Annotated in this window: 11 protein-coding genes; 10 read left to right on the plus strand and 1 reads right to left on the minus strand. The window is 52.5% G+C overall.

The genetic code is table 11. The annotated features are described in order from the left end of the window. The first annotated feature begins 106 nt into the window (after window positions 1-106). Window positions 107-1,408 (plus strand): glutamate-1-semialdehyde 2,1-aminomutase, encoded by a 1,302-nt coding sequence (gene hemL, locus CBW46_RS15775; protein WP_089200960.1) that lies wholly within the window; start codon window positions 107-109, stop codon window positions 1,406-1,408. Window positions 1,409-1,593: 185 nt separating this feature from the next. On the opposite strand, the gene CBW46_RS15780 is transcribed toward hemL, so the two are convergent. Continuing rightward, a complete protein-coding gene (locus CBW46_RS15780; RefSeq protein WP_243633342.1) occupies window positions 1,594-3,198 on the minus strand; it encodes a phosphodiester glycosidase family protein in 1,605 nt (534 codons plus the stop codon). A 343-nt stretch (window positions 3,199-3,541) separates the two neighbouring features. On the opposite strand from CBW46_RS15780, the gene CBW46_RS15785 reads away from it, so the two are divergent. The 9 genes from CBW46_RS15785 (at window position 3,542) to radC (ending at window position 15,860) form a co-directional block, all read left to right on the plus strand. Continuing rightward, window positions 3,542-4,420: an RluA family pseudouridine synthase gene (locus CBW46_RS15785; RefSeq protein ID WP_089200961.1), complete on the plus strand. Its 879-nt coding sequence runs from the start codon at window positions 3,542-3,544 to the stop codon at window positions 4,418-4,420. Window positions 4,421-4,520: 100 nt separating this feature from the next. Further along, entirely contained in the window at window positions 4,521-6,239 is a 1,719-nt protein-coding gene (locus tag CBW46_RS15795) for a LysM peptidoglycan-binding domain-containing protein (protein ID WP_243633343.1), read from the plus strand. 646 nt (window positions 6,240-6,885) lie between these two features. After that, a complete protein-coding gene (locus CBW46_RS15800; protein ID WP_089200962.1) occupies window positions 6,886-9,543 on the plus strand; it encodes a valine--tRNA ligase in 2,658 nt (885 codons plus the stop codon). After that, window positions 9,540-10,928 carry a bifunctional folylpolyglutamate synthase/dihydrofolate synthase gene (locus CBW46_RS15805; protein WP_424446567.1) on the plus strand — a complete coding sequence of 463 codons (1,389 nt, stop codon included), beginning with the start codon at window positions 9,540-9,542 and terminating at the stop codon, window positions 10,926-10,928. The genes CBW46_RS15800 and CBW46_RS15805 overlap by 4 nt, the downstream gene beginning before the upstream one ends. Window positions 10,929-10,935: 7 nt before the next feature. Then, window positions 10,936-12,321, plus strand: a complete 1,386-nt coding sequence (gene murC, locus CBW46_RS15810) for a UDP-N-acetylmuramate--L-alanine ligase (protein ID WP_089200964.1) — start codon at window positions 10,936-10,938, stop codon at window positions 12,319-12,321. A 157-nt stretch (window positions 12,322-12,478) separates the two neighbouring features. After that, window positions 12,479-13,873 carry an SPOR domain-containing protein gene (locus CBW46_RS15815; protein WP_089200965.1) on the plus strand — a complete coding sequence of 465 codons (1,395 nt, stop codon included), beginning with the start codon at window positions 12,479-12,481 and terminating at the stop codon, window positions 13,871-13,873. Window positions 13,874-14,204: 331 nt separating this feature from the next. Continuing rightward, on the plus strand, window positions 14,205-14,447 hold the full coding sequence (locus tag CBW46_RS15820) for a DUF4321 domain-containing protein (protein WP_089200966.1): 243 nt from the start codon (window positions 14,205-14,207) through the stop codon (window positions 14,445-14,447). A gap of 60 nt (window positions 14,448-14,507) precedes the next feature. Continuing rightward, on the plus strand, window positions 14,508-15,113 hold the full coding sequence (locus CBW46_RS15825; protein ID WP_089200967.1) for a Maf family protein: 606 nt from the start codon (window positions 14,508-14,510) through the stop codon (window positions 15,111-15,113). Window positions 15,114-15,170: 57 nt separating this feature from the next. After that, a complete protein-coding gene (gene radC, locus CBW46_RS15830) occupies window positions 15,171-15,860 on the plus strand; it encodes a RadC family protein (RefSeq protein WP_089200968.1) in 690 nt (229 codons plus the stop codon). The last annotated feature ends 32 nt before the right edge of the window (window positions 15,861-15,892 follow it).

Raw genomic sequence — 15,892 nt, forward strand, 5'->3', positions numbered from 1 at the left:
ATAACTAAGCCTGCTTAGTAGACTGCAATAAAGTGCGCCGATGATTGAATCACGGCAAGCGGTGAGCAGGCCGCAATTCGCAACGGAAGTACAAGGGGGGATTCAGATGACAAAAAGAGGAACACGGAAGGATGCGCGCTCTGCGCAAGCGTTTCAAGAGGCAAAGCAGCTTATTCCCGGAGGTGTTAACAGTCCGGTACGCGCGTTTAAGTCGGTCGGATTAACGCCGTTATTCATAGAGAAGGCCGTCGGCTCCAAGGTATACGATATCGATGGTAATGAGTTTATCGATTACGTTGGCTCCTGGGGGCCGCTCATTGTAGGGCACTCCCATCCAGAAATTATAGAGCAGCTTAAGGAGACTGCTGAGCTGGGGACGAGCTTCGGGGCGCCAACTGAGCTTGAGACCGAAATGGCTCGTCTCGTCATTGATCGAGTGCCATCTATCGAGATGGTTCGCATGGTCAACTCAGGCACGGAGGCGACGATGAGCGCTTTGAGGTTGGCCAGGGGCTATACGAAACGCTCAAAGATTGTAAAATTCGAAGGTTGTTACCATGGTCATGCCGACTCGCTTCTGATTAAAGCCGGCTCGGGTGTTGCAACGTTAGGGCTTCCTGACAGCCCAGGTGTTCCTGAAGGTGTTGCTGCTAATACCATTACGGTACCTTATAACGATTTAGAGTCAATCGGGCTGGCTTTCGAGCGGTTCGGTGAAGAAATCGCCGCAGTCATTGTGGAGCCGGTGGCCGGCAATATGGGCGTAGTTCCGCCTCAACCGGGCTTTTTGCAAGGATTGCGCGATCTGACGAGCCGTTACGGCAGCTTGCTCATTTTCGATGAAGTGATGACAGGCTTCCGAGTTGGTTTGCATAGTGCGCAGGGGTTATATGGAATTACGCCGGACCTCACCTGTCTCGGTAAAATCATTGGTGGCGGTCTACCGGTCGGCGCATACGGTGGCAAACGGGAGATCATGGAAATGATTGCGCCAAGCGGTCCGATTTATCAAGCCGGAACATTGTCCGGCAATCCGCTGGCTATGGCGGCCGGCTACACTACTTTGCGGCTGTTGGGTATGCCGGGCGTGTACGAGGAGCTGGAGCGGAAATCCGCCCGGTTACAAGAGGGCTTCGAGGCCAATGCACGCGAGTTGGGTGTAGCCTCAACGATTAACAGAGTTGGTTCGATGATTTGTCCGTTCTTCACGGATCAGCGGGTGGTCAATTATGATACCGCCAAAACAGCTGATCTGCAGCGGTTCAACCGTTATTTTGCAGCCATGCTTGATGCAGGCGTAAGCGTGGCGCCATCGCAATTTGAAGGCATGTTCGTGTCAACTGCCCATACTGACGAAGACATCGAATCAACGATTGATGCGCATCATCAAGCACTAAAGCAACTATAAATGTAACCAGACGCCCCTCCCATTGCGGAGAGGCGTTTTGTCGTTCGCACCATTGGAATGATCGCAAACAATCCTGGCTTCTCCATTGCCGCTGGCTGCGCGGATGAATGCGGTGAGGTTCAGGCAACGTCCGTTCCCCGTTTCTCGGCACTAGCTGGTGGGATTGGCTGCCGTACAAAAGTTGGTTAGTTTCCGACACTCCCAGGTGCTGCGGGCACAGTAGGCGCAGCTGGTGTGCCAGGCGTTAGCGGCGCGGCTTGCTTTGGCGCGGCAGGCGTGGAGGTGTCCCGCATTTGCACGGTGCTGCCGCCGCTCGTTGGAGAGCCGCCATCTTGTATGTTGGCGCTGCTGGTAGACGGCGCGCCGGGCAGAGGTGCGTTCGGTTTGGTGTTCGCTTTCATGTCGTTGTTTTGCGTTGTGTCATCACCGTCAGGCTTGGCCGGCACCGTTTTGCTGCCGCTGGGTGCCTGGGTGGCTGCATCGGTAGACGATTTCTCTTCGCTTGCATCTGTCGGCACTGTCTTAGGTGCGGTCGATTCCTTCTTGTTAGTTTCAGCAGATGACTTATTCGTCACCGCCGGCTTCGTTGCGGAGCTGCCGGTGGAAGGCACAGCCGGCCCATCGGGCGCGGTTGTTTCCCGCTTGCCTGGTGTCGTCGGATTGTTTTTTTGCTTCGTCTTCTTTTCAGCTTGCTCCTGCAAAAACTCAGGATGGTCATGCGCGCCACCGGCATCAATTTTGTCTATTCCGTCCCATACCCGAAGAGCTCTCACTTCTTCTGGGCGATCGTACACAAGGAAAGCTGAAGGCAGGCGGCGCTCGCCATAGCGGCTGGAAGGCTTTGTAATCAGTTCACCGCCAACGACCATTTCTGAAGAGGCGCCTCCGTCCAAAAAGCCTGCATTCACAGCGCCCTCTTGCAGAAAGAGGGTCTGTACTTCTTTGAGTGTCGCGCCAACGCTATGCGCTTGCCGTCCGTCGATGATGATGAAGATGACAGTTCCATCGGCCTTTTGTCCCACCGCGGTGCGTGGAGCGCGGCTCGGGTCGGTGATCGGCAGCGGTTTCCCATTAGCGATTACACGAGGATAAAAGGAAGCGGCTTCGGAGATGCCCATGTCTCTCAGTTCGAACATATCATACTTCCCTATAACCAAAGTGCCGTCCTTGGTGAAGCCTACAATGTGTTGCTTAATGCTGCCGTCCTGGTCAGTGAAGATGATTTCTCCACCCGAGATGATCGCACCCAGCGCCGCGAAACCGTTTCCGAGTCCTTCCGGGTCACCGAAGCCGCCTCCGTTTACACCGGCAACAGCGCCCGTGCGTTTGACCATGGAGGTGATTCTCTCGCCCTCACCGGGCTTCGATGGCGTCATGACGCGGATCGACGTCGGATCGAAGACATACATCTTTTTGCCTTTCCACAGCTTGCCGGAAATATCCTCTACCTTAATGAGCTCGTCAATTGAGCGCTCGCGCTCGTGCTGCTTGTGTGTGATAAGTCCCATGTCTTGTTTTTCTTGTGCGTTTTCTTCCACTTCTAAATGCATTTTGCGCACCAATTCATCGCGCTGTGCAGCTCCTACAAAAATCCATGCCCATTCGCGGTGCTGAGTGATAATCACAGAGTGGGCCAGCCAAAGACGAATGTCCGTGCCCGGCGGCGTCATGAACAAGAAGCTGGAGGCCATGAAGCCAAGAACAGCTGCGAGCAATAATGACCGTTTTAGCCAGCTCCAGTACCGAAGGTGTTGACTGGCTGTATTGAATAATTGTAAAGCAGTGCTCAATATATTTCACTCCTGGGCTTTTAGTGTCAACTGCAGCGGATATTTCAGCCAAATCTTGTTTATTTTACCATAGAATCTATTGGTTTAATAGATTAGCAAGCATTGGAAAGTGCTATAAATTCAGCTTTTTTGAGGTCCAATGCGGTTTTTGTTAAAATGAAGAAACTTAACGCGCGTCTTTTGCAGCGGCCCGGTCGACTAGAAGTGGAGTAAGACGTTGTGAATCGATACACGTTGTATGGTACTACATTGGAAATGGCGGTGGTTATGTTTGCCTTTTGTCCTGTGTCTGGCCGGCATAGTGTGATATGGTCTGTGCTATTACAAAAAGGAGCGGAAATAGATGCTGTCGTGGCAAAAAAAAGGTGAATGGCTGGAGCTCGTACTGCCTGAAACATTGGAGTCGGCGCAAGAATTGAAGAAATACATTCATATCTCCGACGGTTATTTGTCGAAGTTGAAGAATTCCGGCGGTCTAGCGATGAAAGGTACACGTGCCAGGCTCCGTCTGTTCCCAAATGAATCCCTACAAGATATGACGGACTGGTATCCGCTAGAAGTGCTTTTTGAGGATGATTTTTGCCTCGTTGCAAACAAGCCGGCGTCGATGAAGGTGCACGGGGACGGTCAACAAGACCGGTGCGGGAAGAGCACGTTGGCGGATGCGGTGGCTTCATACTATGCAGTTACAGGCCAGCACTGCAAAGTGCGCCACATTCATCGGCTCGATGAGAATACGACCGGACCTGTGCTCTATGCAAAGCACGAATGGTCACAGCTTGTGCTGGATGAGGCGATGCGGAGCAAAAGTATAGAACGTACGTATGTGGCTCTGGTAGAGGGCCATCCGGCTGTACAGTCGGGTATCATCGATGCGCCGATCGGAAGAGACCGTCATCATGCATCACGGCGCCGGGCTTCGCAGAGCGGGGAACATGCCGTGACACACTACGAAGTGGTGGAGCACCTTAAGGATGCCGCACTGATGCGGCTGCGGCTGGAGACGGGAAGGACACACCAAATCCGCGTCCATCTGAGCCATATAGGCCATCCAATCGTGGGCGATGCCTTGTATGGAGGAGCACTCGATCGGTTCACAAGGCAAGCACTGCACGGTGAAAAGCTGTCGTTTGCTCATCCGTTGACCGGACGCCGGGAAGAGGTTGGTGCGCCTTGGCCGGCAGATATGTTGCAGTTGTATACAGCGCTGCAAAAAATATAGTCATGCTGCTTCCCCACAAACCATATAAATTATAGACGGCGAAACTGATCATCCGACTGATTCGGTTTTTTAGCATAGTTTGTGGAGGGAGGACATGACATTGGCGGAGCAGCAAGGTGGATTACGTTTTGATATTTATGAACGAGTGCATTTGTCAGACGGAGTCGCTGGCATTAAGGAGCTGGAAGAATTGGAGCTCATGCCGCATATCCAAGTGTTACCGCAGGGCGAGCAGGCTTTGCTGAGAGGCAATCTGCTATTAACAGGCACATACCTAGACGAGCAGGATATAATGCACCGGACATTGGAGCATCTCATTCCGGTTGAAATAACGCTCCCCATGAACAGGGTACATCGGGTTGAAGACATCGCGGTGGAAATCGAAAATTTTGATGTTGACTTGTTATCTGCGCGCAGTTTGAACATAACGGGTGTGTTGTCTCTGCACGGACTGGAGGTAGTCAACTTCGGCGCCTCTGAGCAATGGGCTGAGATGGAAGACGAGGTTGTGTTTGTGCATGAAGCGCCGCAGCCGGCACACGCTAACCGGCGAACCCCTGACGCTGCTGACAGCGAGGCACCCCTGACTGCAGCACAAATGCACAACGCGAACGACGATCCGAGCGCCAATGTCAGCTTTGGACAAGCGGAGCAGACGCTGGCGAAGGCTGAATTGGCAAACGTGAAACCGGTGCCTGCCCCACCGACAGAGACTGCTGCGCAGAAGACTGTGACACAGGAGCAGCACACATTGCAACCATCTCAGTCAGAAGTAACATCTGTGCCTAGATCGGAGCCCGAACCCGAGTCCCTATCGGCACCGACAGTTCAGGAAACAGCATCTGATGCCAAAGTATCGGCCGTCCAGACTTGGTCCGTGCCAATACCATCCGCATCGGATACAACAGTTGTATCCACAGCAGCGGAAGCCGAGCCTGACACCGCGTCCAATCCAGCCGCATCCGAAATCGCTTCTGCGCCGACAGCTGCACCGAAAGCGGAGGAGCCGGAGTCTCTGCCGGCCAGTTCCATACCCGACACCCGCTTGGCAGCCAGTGCGTCGGTGCCAGAACAACTTCCTGCTGCCCAACATGACGTTGCATCTGCACAGTTACGACGTGAGCAGGCAGAGGCCGGCGATATACGGTCAGAGAAAACCGTGAGCGATCAAAAGAAAAGTGTCCACGCTGAGGAGGCAGAGGATACCCCCAGTGGTGCCGTGCAGAGTGTCGACAGGCCGGACAATGATCGACCGGAAGAGCCGGCCCAGGGGAGCTTTGCTACCCAGTCGACCGACAGTGAAGATCAGACGACTGACGTTCAGCAGGCCAATGCGGACATAGTCGAGCCGGAGCCGGCGAATCCACAGGCCGAGGCATTTGCCGACACTGCAGCGGTGCCGGTGAACGCGGAGACCTCGGAACCCGCCACCATCCAGCCGGACCACAAGAAAGATCTGAAAATTGCTTTTGCCGGCAAGCAGCCGGAAAACGACTCGGCTGTTGGTTCCGCCGGATTTACCTCTCTGCTGCAGAGCCAGCACAGCGTCCACACAGAGGCAAAAGAGCCTGAGGCGCAAGCGCCTGCCGATGCTCAACCGCCTGGAAAGGGCGAAAAGCTGGAATGGAAAAAGCTGCTGCTCAGTTCGAACAAAGAGCAGAACGAGTTCCGCCGCATCAGGCTGTGCATCGTACAAAAGGAAGAGACCCTGGAATCAATCGCGAAGCGATATGATCTCAATCCACGCGAAATCGCACTGTTGAACCGGCTCGGGGACAACGACGTGATCGCGGGCCAAATTGTGTACATCCCACAGTGACACTTCGATTAATGCTCATACTTGGCACCCTAAATCAGCCTGGCAGCGGGTTTGATTAGGGTGCGTTTTGGTAATAATAGGACATAACACGCTCATGGGCGTAATCCGTATTGACTCTAGGGTTAATGTTGTTTATCATAGGAATAATGAAAAGGTTGAATAACTTGGAGAGGGAATAGTAGGCAGCCAACCCACAAGAGAGCGGAACTGCAGCGCTGAGAGGTTCTGTTGGATGTAACTCGCCGAAGTCGCCCTGGAGTTGCAATGTTCACATGCCTGGAACAAAGCCGCCACCCCGCTTTTCAACGGAGTATGGCGGATGCGTTGAGGCATCTAGACATTGCCGGCCACAGCCGTTATCTGTCGAAGTGCCGCAGGGCTCTCGTTTCACGTCATCTTAGCACCAGCCGTATCAGGTTGGATGTGACGAGCCGGTGCGGAATAAAGGTGGTACCACGGAAGTCTATCCTTTCGTCCTTTGAGGCGGAAGGATTTTTGTTGTTTATACGATATTTGGAAGAAGATGTAAGCGGAGCAAAAGTCTGTGTTAATGCAGTGGTGAGACCCGCGCTCAGCTTTGCGATAACCCGCGATGAAATTTCAGTCGCGATTACACTAAAAGCAACGATAAATGGAGGAACGTATAATGGAAGAAGCAAAAACGACGCAAATGCCCACCACCTACGACCCGAAGGAAGCAGAGCGTAAGTGGTACGATTATTGGCTGAAGGGCGAATATTTCTCGGCCGGACAGCGCGCTGATGCTGAAGCGTACACCATAGTCATACCGCCGCCGAATGTTACAGGCATGCTTCACATCGGCCACGCGCTAGACTGTACCCTCCAAGATATAATGATCCGCACAAAAAGGATGCAAGGGTACGACACGCTTTGGCTGCCGGGCTCAGACCACGCCGGAATCGCGACGCAAACGAGAGTTGAACAAAGGCTGCGGGAAGAAGGCATAAGCCGTCATACCTTGGGTCGTGAGAAGTTTGTCGAAAAAGTATGGGAATGGAAGGATCGTTATCTGGAATCCATCCATTCGCAATGGGCGAAAATGGGCTTGTCGCTAGATTACTCGCGTGAACGTTTTACTTTGGATGAAGGGTTGTCCAAGGCAGTCCGTGAAGTGTTCGTGAAGCTGTATGAGAAGGGGCTCATCTATCGGGGCAATTATATCATTAACTGGGATCCTGCTGCCCGCACGGCACTGTCTGATATTGAAGTTGAATACAAAGAGGTGCAGGGACATCTGTACCATTTGAAATATCCCGTTAAAGATAGCAGCGAACACATCGTAGTTGCCACTACACGTCCAGAGACGATGCTGGGCGACACGGCGGTTGCAGTGCATCCGGACGATGATCGCTATAAGCATCTGATCGGTAAGACCCTGGTGCTGCCGATCATCGGCCGGGAAATTCCGATCGTCGCTGACGAATACGTTGAGAAAGAATTCGGAAGCGGGGCCGTGAAGATCACCCCTGCTCACGATCCGAACGACTTTGAGGTAGGTCAACGCCATGATCTGCCGCAGATTCTGGTGATGGATGAAACGGGCACGATGAATGCGAATGCCGGCAAATACAACGGATTGGATCGCTTCGACTGCCGCAAACAGATCGTGGCCGACATGAAAGAGCTCGGCGTGCTGCAGAAAATTGAAGACCATGTGCATCAAGTAGGCCACAGCGAGCGCAGTGGCGCGGTAATTGAGCCTTATTTGTCTACTCAATGGTTCGTCCGCATGAAGCCGCTAGCCGAGCGTGCGATTGAAGCGCAAAAATCCGGCAACGGAACACAGTTTATTCCGGACCGGTTTGAGAAAATTTATCTGCACTGGATCGAGAACGTGCGTGACTGGTGTATATCGCGTCAGTTATGGTGGGGTCACCGGATACCTGCGTGGCACTGCCAGGAGTGCGGTGAGGTGCATGTAGCCCGCGAGGAAGTCGAGCAATGCAGCAAGTGCGGCAGCACGAATCTCACACAGGATGAGGACGTACTGGATACCTGGTTCAGTTCAGGATTGTGGCCTTTTTCCACATTGGGTTGGCCTGAGAACACAGACGATATGAAGCGGTTCTATCCTACCAGTCTGCTCGTGACGGGCTATGACATCATTTATTTTTGGGTGGCGCGGATGATCTTCACCGCCCTGGAATTTACCGGTGAGATTCCGTTCAAAGATGTACTTATCCACGGGCTGGTACGTGACGCTGAAGGGCGCAAGATGTCCAAATCGCTCGGCAATGGCGTGGATCCGCTCGAAGTCATCGAGAAGTACGGAGCGGATGCGATGCGTTTTATGCTTTCCACGAGCTCGACGCCCGGACAAGATCTGCGCTTCCGCTGGGAGAAGGTAGAGCAGGCACGTAATTTTGCCAACAAAATATGGAACGCTTCCCGCTTCGCCTTGATGAACCTGGGCGACTTTACAGTGGAAGATATCGACTTGAGCGGTCCGTTGAAAACAGCCGACCGTTGGATACTGCACCGTTTGAATGAGACTGTGCGTGACGTCACCCGGTTGATGGACGCTTATGAGTTCGGCGAGACAGGACGGCTGCTGTATAACTTTATCTGGGATGATCTGTGTGACTGGTATATCGAATTTAGCAAGCTGTCGTTATACGGTGACGATGAGCAGGCGAAGAAGACCACTAAGTCAGTGCTCGCCTATGTGCTGGATCGCACCCAGCGCTTGATTCATCCATTTATGCCATTTATTTCCGAGGAAATATGGCAGCATCTGCCGCATGAAGGAGAGACCATCACATTGGCGGCGTGGCCTGTCCATGAAGCTCGCTGGGAAGCAGCAGACGCCGTGCGAGAGATGGAATTGTTGATGGACATCATCCGCACTGTGCGTAACATACGGGCAGAGGTCAACGTGCCAATGAGCAAAAAAATTGAACTTCTCATCAAACCGTCCGGCGATGACACCCTCACAATCCTGAATCGCAACGAAGAGTATATTCAGCGCTTTTGCAACACATCTGTGCTTGCTGTGGGCTTGAACGTGGAAACCCCGGACAAAGCAATGACCGGCATCGTCACCGGTGCGGAGCTCTATTTGCCGCTGGCGGGCTTGATTGATATCACGCAGGAATTAAACCGGCTGGAAAAGGAACTGCAGACACTGCATGGCGAAGTCGAACGGATTGAGAAGAAGCTGCGCAATGAAGGGTTTGTCGCAAAGGCGCCAGCCAGGGTCATTGAGGAAGAGAAAGTCAAACTCGCCGATTATGCGGATAAACGGGATAAAGTGATTGCGCGTCTGGCAGAGTTGAAAGGATGAGTTCAATGGCCGAAGCAAATATTTCTAGCGCCGCACCGGCATTTTCCACTGCGGCTCAAGCCGTGCACTGGATCGTTAATTTAGCCAAATTTGGCATTAGACCTGGGCTGAAACGCATGGAAAAGCTCATGGAAATGCTGGACCATCCGGAGCGCCGTCTCAAATTCATTCATGTTGCCGGCACAAACGGCAAAGGCTCTGTTTGCGCATATCTGACCCAGGTTCTCAAGCAAAGCGGGTATGACGTCGGCACGTTCACGTCACCGTATATTGAGAAATATACCGACCGCATCCGATTCAACGGTGAGAATATCGCGGAAGACGATCTTCTGCGTGTGGTCAATCGCCTCAAGCCGTTGGTGGACGAAATTGCCGCATCAGAGTTGGGTCAGCCGACGATGTTCGAGGTATCGACGGCGTTGGCAATCGAGTATTTCGCTCATGTGGTCTACCCGGATTTCGTCGTGTGGGAAACGGGGCTCGGCGGCAGGCTGGATTCCACCAACATTGTAAGTCCTATTCTAACGATTATTACGAACGTCGGTCATGATCATATGGAGGTACTCGGAGACACCCTGGAGAAGGTGGCGGCCGAAAAAGCGGCTATCATCAAGCCGGGTGTCCCGGTGGTGTCGGCGGTAGCTCAGCCCGGCGTAATAGAGGTAGTACAACAGACGGCCAAGTCCAAACAGAGCACATTGTATCTATTGGACAGGCAGTTCCATTACAAGCGCATCTCATCGGGTGAGAATCACCAGGTGATTGACTTTACAGGCCCGTTCCGGGCAATTACGGGAGTGGCAGTATCGATGAACGGCGAGCATCAGCTTCAAAATGCCGCGGTTGCGTTGATGGCTATAGAGCTTCTACGGCAATATTACGCGCTGATCGTCGAAGACGATGTGCTGTTTGAGGCAATGAAAGCTACCCAATGGGCTGGACGGTTGGAAATGATCTCACGGGAACCGCGCATTTTGATCGATGGAGCGCATAATCCCGAAGGCGGAGCCGCCTTAGCCCAGGCTCTGCGGGAAACTTACCGGTACCAAAAATTACATTTTGTGATGGGAATGCTCTCGACAAAGAATCATTCCGGTTATTTGCGGCATATACTACCATTGGTGGATACCCTTATTCTTACGGAGCCGGATTGGCATAAGAAAGAAGACGCTGCTAGCCTCGCCGATTTAGCCGGAATGCTCTTACGAGAGATGGGCCGTTCTGAAGTGGAAATCATCGTAGAACCTAGCTGGAAAGCAGCTGTTGAGCTGGTAAGAAAGAAAACGGCACAGGACGACCTGGCTGTCGTTTCCGGCACATTATATTTGATAGGGGATGTAAGATCCTGGATTCTACATCAAACCGATTCTGAAAAAGGCTGGTGAGAGCGGCGTGAATACATCTGAGCACATCCATTTTATCGGCATCGGCGGGTATGGTATGAGTGCTATCGCCAAAGTTATGCTTGAAATGGGATATGAAGTTTCGGGGTCCGACCTGGCTGGGCAGGAGCTCACGGAGAAGCTTGCTGCCAAAGGGGCTAAAGTATATATTGGGCACGAAGCGGATCATGTAAAAGGCGCCGATGTGGTGGTTTACTCAACCGCGTTGTCTAAGGATAATGTGGAGATGGTCGCTGCTGAGGAAATGCAGATTCCGATTCTGCACCGTTCACAAATGCTGGCGCGTTTGATGAACGCAAAAAAGGGGATCGCTGTCGCAGGCGCGCACGGTAAAACCACTACGTCATCCATGATCGCTCTCGTCCTGGAAGTGTGTGGTCAGGATCCAACGTTTATTATTGGCGGAGAAATCATGAATGTCGGCAGCAATGCAAAAGCCGGCAAAGGTGATTGGGTTGTGGCTGAAGCCGATGAAAGCGATGGTTCCTTTCTGCAATATCACCCGCTCGTTGCGCTGGTGAACAACATTGAAGCGGATCATCTGGAAAATTACAATGGTGATTTTGAGAACTTGAAGAAGGCATACGCTCAATTTTTAAGCCAGGTTAGAGCGGACGGCAAAGCGGTAATCTGCAAGGACGATACGCACTTACGTCAAATGCTGCCGCAGATTCAGAGCGAAGTGATTACTTACGGCATAGAAACCGATGCCGATTTTATAGCCCGCAGTGTTAAACTGGGCGACCGGAAGGTGCGTTTTGACGTGGAACGTCGCGGTGCCATTCTTGGGACGATCCAGCTGTCGGTGCCGGGGAAACATAACGTATACAATGCGCTAGCGACGCTGATCGCATGTATGGAGGCGGGGCTTACGTTCGAGCAGGTGGCACGCGCGATCACTGATTTCCGTGGTGCCAAACGGCGCTTTCAAGTGCTCGGTGAGGTGGATGACATTCTGGTCATCGACGATTACGCGCATCATCCGACGGAGATTGAAGCGACGATAAGCGCCGCTAAGGCGACAGGAAAGAAGATCACTGCGGTATTCCAACCGCAGCGTTACACGCGAACCTACTTTTTGTTTGAGCAGTTCAGCCGTGCTTTTTCCGAAGCGGATCAGGTGATTATCACCGACATCTATTCCCCAGCGGGGGAGAAGCAAATCGAGGGTATCAGCTCTGCGAGATTAGTTGAATTGATACGCCAAAATAGCAATACGAATGTTAGCTATATGCCGAGCAAAGAGGAAGTTCAATCCTTTTTGCTCGACCATGTGAAAAGCGGTGATTTGGTGTTGACCATGGGCGCCGGCGACATATGGAAGGCGGCGGACGGGTTGGCCCGTGAATTAATTCATCGTGCAGATACCAAGTAAGTGAGAAAAAGCACTGAGAGCGACATAGCACCCCAAAATCCATCGCGCAGGTCCGATGTTGTTTTGGGGTGTTTTTTCGTGCTGCACTTGTTCTATTTCATTTTTCACTCTCATAGTCTAGTAATATGAAATTGGACAAAAGGGGAGAAAAGTAGAAATGAACAAAGCAAAGATGACCTTCCGATTCGACCACGGCCGCAACCACAATGCCAAGCGTGAAATAAAAGAGACATCTTCCACACCTCACCATAATGTAATCCCGCTGCGGAGCGAGGAATACCAAGTCATAGAAAGCGCCGGCAATCCCACGCCAGAGACGCTCACCACAGTGCAAGAAGAAGCGCTGCCGGACATTCCCCAAGCCGCGGCGGCAAAAGTATCCGATACGCTCATCGACGGCCAGACATTAAACCAATACACGCATGATTTCGGTGGCTGGCAAAGCTCCTTCGACATCGAAACGCAGCGAGTAGAAAAGTTGATACGTGAGTCTTCCTCTACTGCATTTGATGCGGAAACTGGGTATCTAGAGAGAAAAAATTATATGGATACGATTGACCGGAAAGAAATCCGCGGGAATGCACCCGATCCCCATTGGTACGAGCCGGAGGAAACCGTGTATATGTCACGTCCGCCCTCTGGTTCATGGCTGAAAGTCGCTGCTTCCGTCGCCGGCGCGGTGGTGACCGGGGTCGCTTTCGGTTTTTTCGTCCTTTCGATGTTTACCGATGAAAACGACCCTAATGCCGGCAATACTCAGCAGCACGCGCAGACTCAACCGGCCGCGGTGTCCGGCGGAAGCGGCACTGCTGCTGCCACTGCACAGGGCGGTCAGACGAATTCCACCGCGGCTCCTGGAGCGAACTCTGCAGCGGTGTCTGCTATGGCCCCGGCCAAAGCATCCTCCGCCGCTGAGGTAACGGCAGTGACAGTGCCGGGCAAGACGTATTCCTTTTTGCAAAGCGGCGTGTTCAGCACCTCCCAAGCCGCGGACAGCGCGTTAGCAGATCTGAAGCAGAAGGGTGTTCCCGCAGTGAAGGATACGGGGGACAAATATCCGGTTTACTCAGGCATTGCAATGAGCCGGGATGATGCAGCCGGATTAGCCAAGCAGTTTGAACAAAATCAGGTGGATGTCATTATCAAAAACGTGGAACTCCCTGCGCTAAGCAAAATAAAATGGAGCGGCAAGCCATCTGAAGCATTACCGTCTTATCTCGCAGAGGGCGACAAGCTGTTACAATTGATTGCCCCGCTTACACTCACTCATCTGAACGAAGAAAAAGCCAGCGCGATCAACGCCAGCACACTGCAGACTGCGAAAACGGCACACCAATCGTGGCTCGACTTGACGGCGGCCGCGAATGAAGGCTTGGCAGAGGACGCGCGCGCCGCTGTGCAAAAGATGGGGAGCGCGATGAGCACCGCGCTGCGTTCGTTGGACGAATATCGCAAAACACCCGCGACCTCATATATGTGGCAAACACAGGGTGCACTCATGCAGTACGTGTTGGCGCAAAAAGAGCTGCGCAACGCCGTAGCCGCCGATTAGCCCCGTGCATGCATCGCACGCAACGCCGCAAACGCCGATTAGCCCCGGGAATGCATCGCACGCAACACCGCAGCCGCCGATTAGCCCCGGGAATGCATCGCACGCAACGCCGAACGGTTCAGCATCATGCTGCCGATTCGGTGTTTTTTGCAGGTGATATGCAAGCGGCGGCTGCCCCATCGCTGCAACCCATCTCAAGCAGTGGACGGTGCCAGATTTGACTCATATCTACCAGGCAGATTTCGACAAATATATGATATAATTAACCTTGCTCATCAACTCTTGGCTGTTATAGCTATCATACATATTATTGAAAGAGGAAAGCAGCGGCGTGAAAAAGAATACATTTACTTTGGTATTATTGCTCATCATAGGATTGGCAGCCGGCTCGTTGGCCGGTCAATCATTGGCTTCGGTTCCCGCTTTGGCGTTCTTGACGAAATCCGTACCGCTTGTGTGGCAGCCAAAGGCGGATCTGCTCGTGATCAAGTATGATTTGGATTTCCACTTAAACCTTAACTTAATCAGTATTATTGGACTAGTCGCAGCATTTTGGGCGTATCGCAAATTGTAACGTACACAGCAGCGTACGCGTGACAGATCTTATACTTATACCGTGACAAGGAGTCAATGTATGTCTATGAATGTTGAAAAAAAGCTTGTTTTGGCCTCCTCCTCCCCACGCAGGCAGGAGCTAATTCGAACACTGCAGCTTCCCTTTGAAATACGTGTCAGCGATGTCAATGAAGATACGGCTACCGGGCTCGAACCATGGGAAATAGTGGAACAGCTGTCAAGTCGAAAAGCGTCGGCCGTATGCGAAATGTATAGAAGTGTGCAGCCGCGGGAAGCGATAGTGATCGGATCCGACACCATCGTCGCGCTGGATGGGCAGGTGCTGGGTAAGCCGAAGCATAAGGCAGACGCTGTGTCAATGCTGTACGCCTTGCAAGGCCGGGCTCACCAAGTGTTCACCGGTGTCGCGTGCATCGATCTGTCGTCCGGCACCCATCTGGTGGACCACCGTGCTACCAGTGTGTTTATGAAGCCTTTGACGGACAGGCAGATCGAGCGCTATGTGGAGACAGGGGAGCCCATGGATAAAGCGGGATCCTACGCGATTCAAGGGATCGGAGCGACGATGGTGGAGCGCATTGAAGGCGACTATTTCACGGTTGTGGGGCTGCCGATGGCACTCTTGAGCGACTTGCTAGAACGTCTTGGAATGTCTGTTCTTTGAGCCAGTATCATGCTATAATGTGAACTCACACACATTTTGAATGAAAGAGGGGAATGGATGGAATCGCACAATCCGACATTGCGCGATGTCCCAAACGAAGACCGACCTAGAGAACGCATGATGCAGTATGGGGCTCAAGCATTAAGCAACGCGGAACTGCTGGCTATTTTGCTGCGTACCGGCACGTATCAGGAATCGGCGGTCCATCTCGCACAGCGCATGCTGGGGCATTCGGGAGGACTCCGCAGTCTTGTCGACATGAGCTTGCAGCAGTTGACCGAGATCAGAGGCATCGGACAGGCCAAAGGCCTTCAAATTCAAGCCGGTATAGAATTGGGACGCCGCCTGGCACGCACGGCGATGCAAGAAACGGTCACCATACGAAGTCCGAAGGATGCAGCCGATTTGATGATGGAAGAGCTGCGTTATCTGCAGAAAGAGCATTTCGTATGTTTATTTTTAAATACCAAAAATCACGTGATCGGCCAAGAAACGCTCTCTATGGGCAGCTTGAACGCCTCGATTGTTCACCCCCGCGAAGTATTCAGGGCAGCGATCAAACGTAGCAGCGCCTCAATTATTTGTGTACATAATCATCCCAGCGGTGATCCGACCCCAAGCTCCGAAGATGTCCAAATCACGCAAAGGCTTGTGTCAGCAGGCGATATAGTGGGTATCGATGTGCTCGACCACATCGTTATCGGAGATCAGACATTTGTAAGTTTGAAGGAGCAAGGCTTGATGTAATATAATAGAAACTAAGGAAGCTGGTTCAAAAT

The sequence above is a fragment of the Paenibacillus xerothermodurans genome, assembly GCF_002220865.2.
Classification (GTDB): Bacteria; Bacillota; Bacilli; order Paenibacillales; family NBRC-103111; genus Paenibacillus_S; species Paenibacillus_S xerothermodurans.

Bases quoted from the DNA above. Each gene is read 5' to 3' on its own strand.
- CBW46_RS15805 (WP_424446567.1), top strand. From the start codon at position 9,540: ATGAGTTCAATGGCCGAAGCAAATATTTCTAGCGCCGCACCGGCATTT.
- radC (WP_089200968.1), top strand. From the start codon at position 15,171: ATGGAATCGCACAATCCGACATTGCGCGATGTCCCAAACGAAGACCGA.
- CBW46_RS15785 (WP_089200961.1), top strand. From the start codon at position 3,542: ATGCTGTCGTGGCAAAAAAAAGGTGAATGGCTGGAGCTCGTACTGCCT.
- CBW46_RS15815 (WP_089200965.1), top strand. From the start codon at position 12,479: ATGAACAAAGCAAAGATGACCTTCCGATTCGACCACGGCCGCAACCAC.
- hemL (WP_089200960.1), top strand. From the start codon at position 107: ATGACAAAAAGAGGAACACGGAAGGATGCGCGCTCTGCGCAAGCGTTT.
- CBW46_RS15825 (WP_089200967.1), top strand. From the start codon at position 14,508: ATGTCTATGAATGTTGAAAAAAAGCTTGTTTTGGCCTCCTCCTCCCCA.
- CBW46_RS15800 (WP_089200962.1), top strand. From the start codon at position 6,886: ATGGAAGAAGCAAAAACGACGCAAATGCCCACCACCTACGACCCGAAG.